General features: G+C 65.2%; 11 protein-coding genes. 1 reads left to right on the top strand and 10 read right to left on the bottom strand.

Going from position 1 to position 12,886, the window contains the following annotated elements:
• Positions 1 to 95: 95 nt before the first annotated feature.
• From ACSC1P_RS06650 to ACSC1P_RS06605, 10 genes are all read right to left on the bottom strand, one after another.
• Positions 96 to 2,423, bottom strand: a complete 2,328-nt coding sequence (locus tag ACSC1P_RS06650; RefSeq protein ID WP_435359352.1) for a bacterio-opsin activator domain-containing protein — start codon at positions 2,421 to 2,423, stop codon at positions 96 to 98.
• A 166-nt stretch (positions 2,424 to 2,589) separates the two neighbouring features.
• Positions 2,590 to 5,322 (bottom strand): phosphoenolpyruvate carboxylase, encoded by a 2,733-nt coding sequence (gene ppc, locus ACSC1P_RS06645; RefSeq protein ID WP_435359351.1) that lies wholly within the window; start codon positions 5,320 to 5,322, stop codon positions 2,590 to 2,592.
• A 90-nt stretch (positions 5,323 to 5,412) separates the two neighbouring features.
• Positions 5,413 to 5,736 (bottom strand): transcription factor S, encoded by a 324-nt coding sequence (locus ACSC1P_RS06640; RefSeq protein ID WP_435359350.1) that lies wholly within the window; start codon positions 5,734 to 5,736, stop codon positions 5,413 to 5,415.
• Between the two features lie 3 nt (positions 5,737 to 5,739).
• On the bottom strand, positions 5,740 to 6,336 hold the full coding sequence (locus ACSC1P_RS06635; RefSeq protein ID WP_435359349.1) for a DUF8135 domain-containing protein: 597 nt from the start codon (positions 6,334 to 6,336) through the stop codon (positions 5,740 to 5,742).
• Complete coding sequence (locus tag ACSC1P_RS06630; protein ID WP_435359348.1) at positions 6,333 to 7,184, bottom strand: hypothetical protein; 852 nt, start codon at positions 7,182 to 7,184, stop codon at positions 6,333 to 6,335. The genes ACSC1P_RS06635 and ACSC1P_RS06630 overlap by 4 nt, the downstream gene beginning before the upstream one ends.
• Before the next feature lie 68 nt (positions 7,185 to 7,252).
• Positions 7,253 to 8,086 carry an RAD55 family ATPase gene (locus ACSC1P_RS06625; RefSeq protein ID WP_435359347.1) on the bottom strand — a complete coding sequence of 278 codons (834 nt, stop codon included), beginning with the start codon at positions 8,084 to 8,086 and terminating at the stop codon, positions 7,253 to 7,255.
• A gap of 95 nt (positions 8,087 to 8,181) precedes the next feature.
• Positions 8,182 to 9,219 carry a dipeptide epimerase gene (locus tag ACSC1P_RS06620; RefSeq protein ID WP_435359346.1) on the bottom strand — a complete coding sequence of 346 codons (1,038 nt, stop codon included), beginning with the start codon at positions 9,217 to 9,219 and terminating at the stop codon, positions 8,182 to 8,184.
• The gene (locus ACSC1P_RS06615) at positions 9,216 to 10,229 is read right to left on the bottom strand and encodes an N-acetyltransferase DgcN family protein (protein ID WP_435359345.1); all 1,014 of its coding nucleotides are present in this window, start codon (positions 10,227 to 10,229) and stop codon (positions 9,216 to 9,218) included. Before ACSC1P_RS06615 ends, ACSC1P_RS06620 begins: the two co-directional genes overlap by 4 nt.
• A gap of 105 nt (positions 10,230 to 10,334) precedes the next feature.
• Entirely contained in the window at positions 10,335 to 11,234 is a 900-nt protein-coding gene (locus ACSC1P_RS06610) for a Vms1/Ankzf1 family peptidyl-tRNA hydrolase (RefSeq protein WP_435359344.1), read from the bottom strand.
• A gap of 28 nt (positions 11,235 to 11,262) precedes the next feature.
• Positions 11,263 to 11,703, bottom strand: a complete 441-nt coding sequence (locus ACSC1P_RS06605; protein ID WP_435359343.1) for a DUF5802 family protein — start codon at positions 11,701 to 11,703, stop codon at positions 11,263 to 11,265.
• 238 nt (positions 11,704 to 11,941) lie between these two features.
• Between ACSC1P_RS06605 and ACSC1P_RS06600 the strand changes: the two genes are divergently transcribed.
• Positions 11,942 to 12,847 (top strand): hypothetical protein, encoded by a 906-nt coding sequence (locus tag ACSC1P_RS06600; RefSeq protein ID WP_435359342.1) that lies wholly within the window; start codon positions 11,942 to 11,944, stop codon positions 12,845 to 12,847.
• The last annotated feature ends 39 nt before the right edge of the window (positions 12,848 to 12,886 follow it).

The raw sequence follows: 12,886 nt of genomic DNA, 5'->3' as shown, positions 1-12,886 counted from the left end.
ATTTTCCTCACTTCTTTCTATTCACTGCGTCAGCCTAAGGATTGCACCTATCTGTGTAACCAGTTAGGTACGCCCGAGTCTATACATATAAAATGTCAGCGTTTGAACAACATTTCGAACAGTTTTCGTTCGCTAGCACGGAGGTGTCTATTGACCGTAGGCTGGGTCACGCCGAGGGATTCGGCGATTTCCTCGCCGGTGCTCTCCCGAGGCCACTCGAAGTAGCCACTGGTGTGCGCAGTCCTGAGTGTCTCCAGTTGTTTCTCGGTCAACGCTTCTTCGAGCGCCGCGCGGAACTCGCGTCGCGTCCGGGTCGGCTGGTCGATGTCTCGACGGGCCAATAATTCTGGCGTGGAAAAGTGGCGTTGGAGGTACCCGACGAACTCCCGGACCTGCAGTTCTCGAGGGAGTTCGACCCGCAGGGTCAACGTCGACCCGTCGGCAGATGCGCGTCGGACACGGGCACCGAAGTCACCAGCGACGACGGCGACGGTGAGCCCGCTCACCTGTAGTTCGAGGAGCGACTCGTCGTCCGCGTCGTCTGCGATGACGGATACATCGTCGATACCCACGAGTGACTTAGCCGTCGTCACGACCGTATCGACGCCGTCGTTCGGCACGATACAGTAGACGAATAAGTCGTCGTTCTCCCGGGGGACGAACTCGTCGAAGACTAGTGGCGTGTCGCTGGTCTCTGCGAGTCGGAACAACGCGGTGTCCGGTTCGGTGAACGAGAGTTCGAGTTCGGCGACCCGGTCCGACAACAACGCGAGTCGGGTCTCGACCGCGTTGAGCGCGTGACCGACCTTCGCACCGAGTTCGACCAGGACCGACTGGACCACGTCGTCGAACGTCTCGCTACTCGACGCGTAGACGGTGACCGCACCGTACTCGATGTCGCGATGCTTGAGTGGCACGCTCATGACCGCGTCGAATCCACGCGAGAGCGCGCCACGTCGCCAGGGGTTGGCGTGTAAGTCGGTTCCCACGTCGGTGACGAGCGTGGGTTCGCCGGTCTGCACTGTGTTGACCGTCGGTTCGTCGCCGTGGAAGTCTATCGCGTCGAGGTAGCCGTCTTCTGCGCCGACCCACGTTCGAACGTCGACACCGTCGCCGTCGCGTTCACCGACCCACGCGAACTCGATGCCGGCGAACGACACCAGCGCCTCGCAGACGTTCCTGTCTACCGCTTCGCGTGTGCGCGAGCGAACCAACGACTCGTCGACCGCACGGAGGACCTTCGTGACGTTCGTGAGCTGGTCGACCCGGTTGGACAGACTCCGGACGTCGCCGTCGCGGTCGTCGAGTTTCGTCTGGGCCTGGATTCGGTCGAACGCCGCACTGGCCGTTCGGGCGAACGGGGAGACGAGGTCCAGCGCCGCGTCCCCGCTTCTCGCGTCGCTGGCCGAGACGCAGACGCCGGCGTTGCCGAGTGCCTGCGCGTGCCCGGCGTCAGCTTCGTCGGTGAACAGTCGCCCGAGCGTCGTCTCTGTCAGGTCGGCCTCGTCGGTGAAGAACGCCTCCGTCACCGGGTTCTCTCCGTCTATCTCGAACGACGGTGGGTCGGCGACCAGTTGTCCCCCGGCCGCGACGGGTTCGAGCGACCGTGCGTCTTCATCGAACAGGTAGAGGACGATGCTCGGGCCGCCGTCCAACGTCGCCACCGTGTCGGCGACGATACGACACACCTCGGTCTCGCTGTCGACCGTCGCCAGCGACTCAGCGATTTCGCCGAGTGCCTGCAGCGCGTTCGCCTCGGCCGGCCGACGAGATATCTCTCTGACGGTCGCGACGACGCCACCGTCGGCGGTCCGCCGGAGCGAACTGTTCGCCGTGACGGCCGTCCCGTCCCGCCGCGTCGCCGCCATCGGGCCGTGCCACTCCCCCTCTTCGGTGACTCGTTGCAGGAGTTCGGCGGTGTCGCGGTCCTCGTCGGCGACGGCGTCCCAGTACGCGCCTTCGAGTTCGACCTGTTCGTACCCGAACTCGCTGGCGAACGCCTCGTTGACGTAGCTGAATCGGCGCTCGTCGTCGAGGATACAGAGTGGGTCGGCGCGGTCGGTGTACCGCTCACGGAGGTCTGCACGGCGCTCCACCTGCATCGTCACGAGCGCGCGTCGGGCCGCGAGCGTCGGTGCCGAGACGACCGCGTTCACGGGACCGCAGTCGTCAGGTTCGGCCGGACCGAACAGGACGACCGGTACCGCGGGCGACTGTTCCCTGCTAGTACTCGCCAGTTCGACTCCATCGCGCTCGCCGTCGAGTGTCGTCGCCGTCACGAGACACTCGGTGGATGGAGAAAGCAGCGAGATGGCCTCCTCGGCGTCGGTGACGGCCTCGACCGATACACCGGTGGCTCGCTGCAGTTCGGCAGCCCACTCGACCCCGGCCGGGTCGGCGAGAACGACCGCTGGTTCACTCATCGCCGTCCCCGCGTGTGTTCCCCCAGTGACCACCGGTTCGTCGGCCCATATTTATCTGTCTCATCTGACGGGAATTGACTCTCTACGGCGGCCTTGGCGATGACCGATATTCACTGTTCTCCCAACTTGGTTCGGGGTGCCCCTCAAAAGCGGGAGGAGACGGCGGCTATCCGGTGTTCTTCATTCCGGCTGCGATACCTTTCACCGTCAGGCGGAGCGTCCGCTCTTCTTCGTCGGTTCGGTGCGTCTGGTCGAGCAAGCGCGTCTGGAGCAGGTTGAGCGGGTCGACGTACGGATTCCGGCGGTCGAGACTCTCGCCGAACCAGTCTCGGACGTACAGCGACTCGCGGTCGGCGATGGTCGTCACGAGGTCGGTCGCGCGCTCGTACTCCCCGCTGACGCGCGGGAAGAAGCGCTCGCGGAGGTCGGCGTCGGCCAGAGCGGCGTAGTGTTCCGTCACGTCGAGGTCGGTCCGGGCCAGTGAGAGCGCGGCGTTGTCGAGCGTCGACCGGAAGAACGGCCACGACTGGTACATCTCCTGCAGCGTCTCGACGTCGCCGCCCGAATCGAGGTAGGCGTCGATACCGGTCGCGAGCGCGTACCAGCCGGGCAGGATACAGCGCGACTGGGTCCACGAGAACACCCACGGGATGGCTCGCAGGTCTTCGACCGTGCGCTCGCCCGAGCGCGAGGCCGGGCGCGAACCGAGGTTGAGTTCTTCGATGACGGTGATGGGCGTCGCCTGCTCGAAGTAGCTCACGAAGCCATCGGTTTCGAGGAGGCCACGATACTCGTCGCGGGCCGCGTCAGCCATCGTCTCCATCGCGTCGACCCACTCGTCGTGGACCGTCTCCTCCGGTTCCTCGATGGACCGCTTTCGCGCCCGCAACTGGGCGTTGAGCATCTGTTCGATGTTGCGCTTCGCTACTCTAGGATTCGCGTACTTCTCTGCGATTGCCTCGCCTTGCTCGGTGAACTTCACCTGTCCCGTGACAGTGGAGTTCGGCAGCGCGAGCAGTGCCTCGTTCATCGGGCCACCGCCGCGCGAGATGGAGCCGCCGCGCCCGTGGAACAGGCGCAGAGTCACGCCGTACTCGTCACAGATGTCGGCGAGGTTGCGTTGGTTCTCGTACAACGACCAGTTCGCCGCGAGGAAGCCGTTCTCCTTGTTCGAGTCGGAGTAGCCGAGCATGATCTCCTGCGTACCGAGGCCGTCCTCGGTGGCTTCCGCGTCGGCCTCCGCGCTGCGACCGCCGCGAGCCTGTAGCGACCGGGCGTACGCCTCGTTTTCGAACAGCGTGCCCATGATACGACGAGCGCCGGAGAGAGCGCTCTCGGTCTCCAGCAGGGGAACCACGTCGAGGCCCGAATACTCGGGCAGTTCGACGACCCCGGCTTGGTCCGCGAGGAACAGCACTTCGAGGACGTGCGACGGTTCTTCCGTCATCGAGATTGCGTAGGTGTCGACCGACTGCGTGCCGTACTCGGACTGCCAGTCGGCGAGGTGGTCGAAGCGCGTGAGAACGCGTGCAGCAGTGTCGGAGAGATCGCTCGTGTCGGTCACGTCGACGACCGACTCCTCCTGCAGGATGGCTTCGGTCAGCAGTTCGACGCGCTCGGCTTCGGACTTGTCGTGGTAGTCGACCCCGCTTCTGGCAAGCGCCTGTGCGACCGCCTCGGTGTGGTTCTCCTGATGGTCACGCAGGTCGAGACTCGCGAGCGAGAAGCCGAACGTCGCCACCTTCCGACACAGCGGCTGGACGTTCGCTCGGACGACCGACTCGGCCCCGTTCGCTTCCAGACTCTCGACGAGAACGTCGAGGTCGTCGGCGAGTTCGTCGGCCTCGTCGTAGCCGCCGGGACGGACGTCGGTCACGCGGTCGAGCTTCTCGCGCATCAACTTCAGCTTCTGGCGGTAGGGTTCGTCGGGATAGCGCTCCTGTGCCGTCTCTGCGACGCCGGGCAATCGCTCGCGGTCTGCTGCCAGCGACTTCTCGAACCGCGGCCCCGTCTCGACCCGGTCGCCGTCCTGACTCAGGACGCCGGAGAGCGACTTCAACTCGCGTCGATACCGGTCCAGCACGACGCTTCGCTGGCGTTCCAGCGTGTCGGTCGTCACTTCAGGCGTGACGAAGGGGTTCCCGTCGCGGTCGCTGCCGGCCCACGAGCGGAACTCGAACAGTTTCTCCACGTCGAGGTCGCCGACCTCCGCGCCGAGCACGGTTTCTAAGTCGTCGTACACGTCACCGACCACGTCGAACAGCGTGTTCTCCAGATACCACTGGACGTTTCGCGCCTCGTCCGTCGGGTGCGGACGGCGCTCACGGACCTGCGGCGTCTGCCACAGACTCGTGACTTCCGCCGCGAGGTCACGCTCGACCCGCTGTTCGTCCTGGTCGGTGAGTCGGCGCTCGTCCAGCGTTTCGAGGTGGCCCGCGACCGACCGGAGCTTCGCCTTTACCGTCTTCCGGCGCGCTTCGGTCGGGTGGGCGGTGAACGTCGGTTCGATGAGTACGTCGTCTAAGACCTGCTGGATGGTCGCGTCGTCGGCCTCGGCCAACTCCGCGACGGCGGCCTCGACGCCGTCTTCGAGCGCACCCTCTTGCTGGTCACGCCGGACCGCTCGGACGCGCTCGCGCTCTTCGGCGAGGTTGATGAGTTCGAAGTAGGTAGTGAACGCGCGTGCAACGACGGTCTCTAACTCCGGCGTCAGCGTGTCCAGTTCGCGTTCGAGTGCTGCGCGGGAGTCGATGTCGCCGCGTCGGTAGTCGATAGCCCCCGTTCGGACCGATTCGACGGTCTCGAACGCGGCGCGGGAGGTCTGTCCTTCGAGTACGTCGCCGAGAAGTGCGCCAAGCTCCCTGACGTCCTGTCGTACGTCCCTGCCGTGTAACGTCATACCACGCGGTACGTGGTCGGGCCGTATAATTGTCGAGTTACCTGGAGAAATTTGCCACTCGGTTTGTAGTAAACTATAGTTCGGGTCGACTCAGTTGTAGCCGCGCCACCGGTTCCCGCACTCGGTACACTTGAAGAACCGAGTCGGCGGCTCGTCGGCGGAGGCGGTCTGCTGGATGTAGTACCACGCTTTCTGGGTACCACATTGGTCGCACTTCACGTCGGTCGCGGTGGGTTTCCCCTCGAACTCCGCGTTCGCGTCGGTCTCGATGACCTCGCTGTCGGTCTGTGCTTCGGTCGTGACCATGTCGGCCTCGTCGTCGCGGTCACGTCCTTCTGACGCGCCGCAGTTCGAACAGACCCAGTCGTCGCCCTGTGCTTTCATCATCGAACCGCAGTCGTCGCAAAATTGCATGATTCAGACGTTCTCGAGTGCTTCGTCTTCTCGTACTTTCGGGCAGTTAGCCACTTCGAAGTGGTCGATGTCGGCCTCCTCGACGATGCGCGTTCCGTCGTGGCCACAGCCGACCTCGGGCGGTGCCGAGAAGAACTCACACCGCTGGCAGTATTTCGCCTTGGCGACCGTCCGGCGCGTCTCCGAGGGTGCTTCGGCCGGGCCGACCGGTTCGTCGGCGGCGACCTGGTCCCACAGTTCGTCCGTGTCGATTTCGCCCACGTCGACCGACTCGAACAGGTCGTCGTCGGTCGCGTCGCGTCGCCGTCTACGGCCGTCGAGTTCGGCGGCCACGTCACCAAGTGGGCCATCACGGCGGCGGTCCCTCGTGTCGGCCTCGGTTCCCAGCTGGGGCAGTGCCGACTCGTCGGCCGTCGATTCGGTCGATTCGGTCGATTCGGCGGCGTCGATCGACGCTGTCGTCTCGGACGCTTCGTGCTGTTCGGACTCGTCGGCGGTGAGTTCCTCGCGGAGCCCAGAGAGCGGTTCGTCGGACTGGTCGCCTTCGGCCGGGACGTCGTCGTCGGTCCGGTGGCCGTCTTCGGTGTGCTCGTCGGTCATCGCGTCTCAGCCTCGAAAGTGCTGTCGTCGCCCGCTTCGTCGAGGAACTCCTCGGCCAGTTGCTCGTCCATCGAGGGCTCAGCTCCCTCGGGCAGCGCCGGTGGGTCGCCGGTAAGCAGTCGATGCGTGCCGAACGGGCCGAAGGACGAACTCGGCTCTACGTCGCTGAACGAACTCGCACAGTGCGGGCAGGTCGGCTCTGTCAAGAGCGCGACCGTCACGTTCGTCTCGCACTCGTCGCACTTGGCGCGCTCGACGCCGGACCGGTTCGCGGCGAGTTTGAGCGCTTCGACCTCGGCGCGGCGTGCCTCCGCCGCGGCGAGTCGTGAGACCTCCGAGCGAACGTCGAGGGTGACTCGCGCGAGTTTCACGAGTTTCGCGTCGAGGTCGTCGCTGGTGTCGACGAGATACTCCAAAATGTCCTCGAAGTTCTCGAAGCCGCGCTCGACCGTCTCTTCGACCTCGCCGAGGTCGTCTTCGAGTGCATCGATGTCCGCGTCGAGGTCGTCGAGTCTCGCCGAGAGGTCTGCGTGGTTGTGGTCGGCTGGGGCCTTGTCGTCGGCCTCGTACTTTACCTGAATCACGCGGTCACGGACGTCTTCGACGTGGTCCATGAACTCCTCGTGCTGGGCGTCGATGCGTTCTTCGAGCGCCTCGTTGCCGCCGGGTGTGTCGAAGTCGATGCCACCGTTCGTCTCCGCGTGCGAGGAGACGGTCTGATACGCCGAGAGCAATTGCTGAACCAGTTCGTCCGGTTCGGCGTCCTGCTCGGTCGCGTGCTCGCGGACCCACTCCCCCAACGCTGGCGGGAGCCGTACCGAGAGGTCGACCTGCTCCTCGCTCGCCATTCAGCCGGAGTTAGTGGGGAATACCCTTAAGGATTGTCGCCAACCGAACCGGAACAAAGCGGTCGCCTTCACCTGATTTTGCGCACGTCGCTGATGTCGAACCCGCCGTCGTGAATCTCCGTCTCGAACTGGATGATGTTCTCGTCTTCGAGCCGAGAGAGCACGCCGCGGAACTGTTTGACGACGAGCGTCCGAGCGCGCTCGGAACCGCCGGTCTCCCACTCGAACAAGAGTGAGCCGTCGACGGCGTCCATCAGGCCGCCGAGTTGGCGCTCCGACAGCGCCTCGGTGTTGACCAGCAGGAGGATGAGGCCACCCCACTGGTACGACGCCTTCTTCAGCCCCTTCATCAGGAGGGTAATCTGGTTCCAGTCCATCTGCTCTTCGGCCGCGCTCAACAGGTCGGTCACCGAGTCGATGACGACCAGATTCCCCGGCGCGTGTTCGTTCAGGTGGTCGCCGAGGGCGTCGAGCGTGCTGCGGCGGTCGCGGTCACCGAGTGACGTGATGTCGCTCGTCTTCTTCGAGTACCACTCGCGGGGTACTTGCGAGAGTTGAAAGTACGGCTGTGAGAGGTCGGCGAAGTCGACCGGCCCGGTCCCGGCCGTGACGAGTTCGTCGTCCATCGCGTACCGCATCTCCTCGACCAGCGCCGCCTTCTCGGCGGTGAACGAGACGTAGTGGATCTCCTCGGGCACGGCCGCGTCACTGTGCAGACTCCCGTAGTAGAGGTCGAACAACTCGGCGTTCGTCTGTGCCAGCCCGTTCATCGCGATGCTCGTGTAGACGAACTCACGTGCGCCCGCACCCACCTCGCCGGCGAGGAGGACGACACTGCCCGGTGGTGCGCCCCCGCCGATCATCGAATCCAGCCGCGAAATCCCCAGCGGCAAGCGGTCCATGTCCCGGGAGTCGCGGTGGGCCGAAGAAAGCGTTACGGCAGTTGCCGTGTGGTCGAAGAACTGGTGGACCTCCGACTAACCGACCGAGGCCCGGCTCAGCGCCCGCGAAGGCCGATACCGGGCGCGTCGTCGAGGTCGATGTCGCCACCGGACCGAACCGGCCCCTCGTACGGGTCGGCGTCGTCGGCCAGCAAGAGCGACCCGTCGAGGTCGACGTAGTCACAGAGCGGGGCGAGTTGGCCGCCGGCGGAGATGGCCGCGTCGGTCTCGACCATACAGCCGAGCATGACTTCGAGTCCATGCGCGCGTGCGGTGGCGACCATCCGGCGCGCTTCGACCAGCCCACCGCACTTCATGAGTTTCAGCACGACCACGTCACAGCGGTCCGCGATACGTGGAATGTCGTCGAGTTCGACGCAGGACTCGTCCGCGGCGATGGGAAGCGGCGCGTGCTCGTACACGTAGCGCTGGCCCTCGGGGTCCTCCGCGGCGACAGGCTGTTCGACGAATTCGACCGGGTACTCCGCCAGCCAGTAGGCGTTCTGTACGGCTTCCTTCGGCGACCACGCCTCGTTCGCGTCGACGCGGATAATCGCATCAGGTGCGGCGCTGGCCACGGCGTCGATTCGCGCCCGGTCGTCGTCGGTGCCGACTTTGACCTTCAGCGTGTCGTAGCCTGCGCTGGCGGCTCGCGACGCTTTCTCGCCCATCGTCTCCGGATCCGCGATGCCGACCGTGTAGGAGGTGTCGGGCGCGGACTCAGGGTCCAGTCCCCAGTACCGCCACAGGGGGAGGTCGAGGTGCTGGCCGACGAGGTCGTGCAGGGCGATGGAGACGGCACAGCGCGCGGCCGGGTTTCGGCGGAGCGCGCTGGCAAGTTCGGCCTCGATTCGTTCGACCTGAAACGGGTCCTCGATTTCCTCGATTCGCGGCCGAAGCTCAGAGAGCGCGGCTTCGACGGTCGCCGCCGACTCGCCGTAGTGGACCGACGGTGCGGCCGCGCCGACGCCCTCGTACTCGCCGTCCGCGAGTCGGACGACGACGTTCTCGGCTACGTCTTGCGAGCCACGCGAGATGGTGAACGTCTCGGCGAGTTCCATCTCGATGCGCTCGACCGACAGGTCGAGACTCACAGAATCGCCTCCAGCAGTTCGTCGGGGTCGAACCGGACGATATCGGTCGCGGGGGCGTCCAGTTCCTCGGCGAACTCGTCGACCGCTTCACGGGCGGCCTCGTCGGAATCGACGTTCACGGTGTTGAGCGCGCCGCCGACGATTTCGGCGTTGTGGACCGGTGCAGCCAGCGCCTCGTACAGGTCCGCGTAGCGGTCCATCGGTAGCAACGGGTAGTCCTCGTAGCCGTGGACCGTCTCGCGTCCGGCGGCGTGACAGAGGACGAGTTTGTCCGGCTGGGCACCGTGGAGGATGCCACAGGTGACCGCGGAGTAGGCTGGATGGGTAATCGCGCCCTGCCCCTCCACGAACAGGTAGTCGTGGTCGTCGCCGATTTCGAGGATCATCTCCTCGACCGCACCCGCGGTGAAGTCCGAGACGACGCGGTCGATGGGGTTGCCCCATCCCTCTATCATGATACCCGTCTGGCCGGTCGGAATCACCGCGGCGTCGTGACCTGCGTTGCGGGCGGCCTCGCACAGTTCCATCGTCGCGGTCATCTTGCCGACCGAGCAGTCCGACCCGACGGTCAGGACTATTTCGGCGTCGACCTCGCTCGCGATACCCTGTGCGACCGTCAGGTCCTCGTGGGGCTTGCGCACGTCCCAGAGGTCACAGCCGTGTTCGGCCGCCAGACTCGCGAACTCCTCGTCGTCTTCGAGGAAGTAGTGCAGTCCCGAAATCACGTCACAGCCGCGTTCGAGCGCGGTTCGCACGTCGTCGCGCCACGTCGGGTCGAACCCGCCACCGATGGGCGCGATGCCGACGACCAGTGCGTCGCACTCGTCGGCCTCGGCCATCGAGTCGACGATGGGGGCGTCCTGTACGTCCGAGACGTGGTCGGCGACGCGCGACCCGGCCGAGTCGCGGTCGAGGACGGCGACGACCTCGTCGTCGGAGTAGCGAAGCAGTCCGAGCGCGGTCTTCGCCCGGTCGGGGAACTTCTCGTGCGCGAGAATCGCGATTCGCATGGCTCTGCGTTCACCGTGCCGGGAGAAAAGGCTACGCGATACGGGTGATTTTGTGACGTGTTTCGTGGCGGCCAGTCCGGTGGTCTCCTACCGACCCTTACAATCTCAGACCGACGACAGCGTCACGGTGAACAGGTCGTGAAACGCGTCGTCGAGCGCCTCTCGTGGGCTGCCAGTCGCGTCGACTGCCACAGTGATCTCGGCTTCGTCGGCGAACTCACTCACGAGTCGGCGGTCGCCGACGACGAAGAGGCGCGACGCCTCGCGGTCGGCGATGGCCTCGCGGCAGTCGTCGAGGTGTAACTCGATTTGCTCGTCGCGGATGCGCTCGAAGCGCGCCTGCGAGAAACCGCCTTTCGAGTGCTTGCTCTTCACGTCCGTCTCGAACCCCGTGAACTCGATGCGCTCGCGGCCGTCGTAGGTCCCGAGCGCGAACAGGTCGGCGCGGACCAGCGCTAGCGAGAAGGTGCCAACCGGCTCGAACCACGACCGGTCGACCCGAAACGAGTCGTTCCACTCGCAGAAGTCGTCCGGAGCCACGGCCGGTTCCAGCGTGGCACTGACCAGCCCTGCGTCGTCGGTGTAGACGAGACACGGCGCAGCGCGGGCGACGAGTTCCGCGCGCGAACCGAGTTCGTCGCGGACAGCCTCGGGCACCTCGTCTTCGTCTGCGACCATCGCCGACAGCGCGCCTTCCGGGCCGGTTGCGACGCGCTCTAATCGGTCGAGGACTTCGTCGAGTCGTTCACCCGAGAGCGATTCCTGTCGGCGGAAGTCGAGCGACACCGTCTCGTCGTCGCTGTCGGCTCGGTCTAAGTCACCCTCCAACTGGGCGATGCGGTCTTCGAGCCGGTTGACGCGTTCTTCGGCGTCCTGTCTGGCGCTCGCGGCGTCGGCCCGTCGCTCCTGTTCGGCCTCCAACTGGCGCTCCAGATGGTGTTTCTCGGCTTCGAGTTCGTCGATGCGCTCTTTCAACTCGGCGCGCCCGAGCAACTCGTCCAGCATCGACTCGAAAAGTGGTTGCCGCCGACTTCTAGGTTCCGACGCTCCCGCCGAAGCGGTCGCGGTCGAAGCCATCGCTCGATTCGTCGATGCCGAAGGGTTCCACGTCACGGTAGCCGGTCAGTTCGAGCAACTGGTCGGCGCGGTCGGCCTTCGCGAGGAACACCTCCTTGCGCTCGTGGGGGCCATCGACGCTGGTTCGGTCGAGGATCCGTCGCGGTACGGCGAGTGTGTCCGCCGGGACGGCGGCCTCGCCCGTGACGGCGAGATGGCTCTGGTCGACTTTCATGACGAGCGGGTCGTCGCCCGCGGGTGCGGGAAGCGTTCGCTCGTCGGACTCGCAAGTCTCGTCGGGGTACACCTGCCGACGGACGTGTGCGTACTGGTCGCGTTGCATCACTGGACGGTCGCCGTCGTACGGAACGACGTACATCCGCCCGAAGTAGTAGCCGCGCGAGAACTCCTCGAACATGCTGTACGATTCTATGGTAGGCAATGACACACAAAAGCCTGATGGGCTAATTACTTGTGGACTCGCAATTCGACTCGCCAGCCGATTTTCGTGGTCGTCGGTGATGTTCGTCGGTTAGAACGACCCACTTAGCAGGGGTAAACAGTTCTGACGCTGTGGCTGAACGGTGTGGACGCTGTGGTTGAACGGTCAGAACAGTATCCCCTCTTTTTAGGGTCGGCTGTCGTAGGGATGGACGATGCGGAGCATACTCGCCGTGGTGCTCAGTCTCTCCCTCGTCCTCGGGGCCGTCTCGGTCGCCGCGACGGAGGTCCAGCCCGACGTGGGAGTCGGTGTGAGTAGTGATGGTGTCGCCGAGATGGAACAGTCGAGTGCGAACGAGCCGAACCAGTCGATGGGCGATGCGATGTCGACGTTCATGCAGTCGAGCGCGACCGACGCGAACAATTCGGTCGACGCCGGAATGTGGGACGCAGCCTGGAACCAGTCGGAGAACGTCTCGCGCGAGGCGCTCGTCACCGAGCGGACGAACGAACTCGATGCGCGGATTCAGGCCATCCAGAAGCGCCTGTCGCGCCTGAAAGAGCGGAAAGACGAGCTGAACCCCGTCGCGTATCGTGCACAGCTGGCCGCGCTGACCAGCCAGCTGTCGGCCATCGCCGACGGCCTGAACGAGACGGAAAACCGTGCACAGACGGTCGGTGCCAACACGACGCGACTCGACCAGCTCCGTTCGCAAGCTGGTAACCTCACCGGCCCCGAAATCGCCGAGATGGCCGGTGAACTCGGCGGCAAGGGTAAGCCGGTGAACCTGCCAGGCAAGGGCAAACCGGCCGACACGCCCGGGAATGGCCCCGGTGGCAACAACGGAAGTGCTGGTAACGAGTCTGTCCAGCAGGGAAACGGGAACGACACCCCGGGCCAGAGTGGCACGCCGGGGAACGGTAACGCCAGTGGCGGACAGGGACCGCCGACTGACGCGCCTGCCAACGGTAACACGACCGGCGGCGGCAACGGTAACGGCAACGGCAACGGCGGTGGGAACGGTAACGGCGGCGGCAATGGAAACGGTGGGAACGGTAACGGCGGCGGGAACGGCAACGGTTCCGACGTGCTGATCCGTCCCATCGAAACCCGACGATAGCACAGTCATTCTTTTACGCGCCCCTCGCCAACGGTGACC

Origin of the sequence: Haloarchaeobius caseinilyticus, from assembly GCF_051207395.1 — an archaeon.
In the GTDB taxonomy this organism is placed as follows: domain Archaea; phylum Halobacteriota; class Halobacteria; order Halobacteriales; family Natrialbaceae; genus Haloarchaeobius.
The sequence above is the reverse complement of the archived record's forward strand: the minus strand, read 5'-3'. Positions and strand labels throughout refer to the sequence as shown.

Excerpts from the sequence above, each read along its gene's own strand:
- ACSC1P_RS06605 (WP_435359343.1), bottom strand. The coding sequence starts at position 11,703 with ATGTTCGAGGAGTTCTCGCGCGGCTACTACTTCGGGCGGATGTACGTC.
- ACSC1P_RS06650 (WP_435359352.1), bottom strand. The coding sequence starts at position 2,423 with ATGAGTGAACCAGCGGTCGTTCTCGCCGACCCGGCCGGGGTCGAGTGG.
- ppc (WP_435359351.1), bottom strand. The coding sequence starts at position 5,322 with ATGACGTTACACGGCAGGGACGTACGACAGGACGTCAGGGAGCTTGGC.
- ACSC1P_RS06635 (WP_435359349.1), bottom strand. The coding sequence starts at position 6,336 with ATGACCGACGAGCACACCGAAGACGGCCACCGGACCGACGACGACGTC.
- ACSC1P_RS06640 (WP_435359350.1), bottom strand. The coding sequence starts at position 5,736 with ATGCAATTTTGCGACGACTGCGGTTCGATGATGAAAGCACAGGGCGAC.
- ACSC1P_RS06600 (WP_435359342.1), top strand. The coding sequence starts at position 11,942 with ATGCGGAGCATACTCGCCGTGGTGCTCAGTCTCTCCCTCGTCCTCGGG.
- ACSC1P_RS06615 (WP_435359345.1), bottom strand. The coding sequence starts at position 10,229 with ATGCGAATCGCGATTCTCGCGCACGAGAAGTTCCCCGACCGGGCGAAG.
- ACSC1P_RS06610 (WP_435359344.1), bottom strand. The coding sequence starts at position 11,234 with ATGCTGGACGAGTTGCTCGGGCGCGCCGAGTTGAAAGAGCGCATCGAC.
- ACSC1P_RS06625 (WP_435359347.1), bottom strand. The coding sequence starts at position 8,086 with ATGGACCGCTTGCCGCTGGGGATTTCGCGGCTGGATTCGATGATCGGC.
- ACSC1P_RS06630 (WP_435359348.1), bottom strand. The coding sequence starts at position 7,184 with ATGGCGAGCGAGGAGCAGGTCGACCTCTCGGTACGGCTCCCGCCAGCG.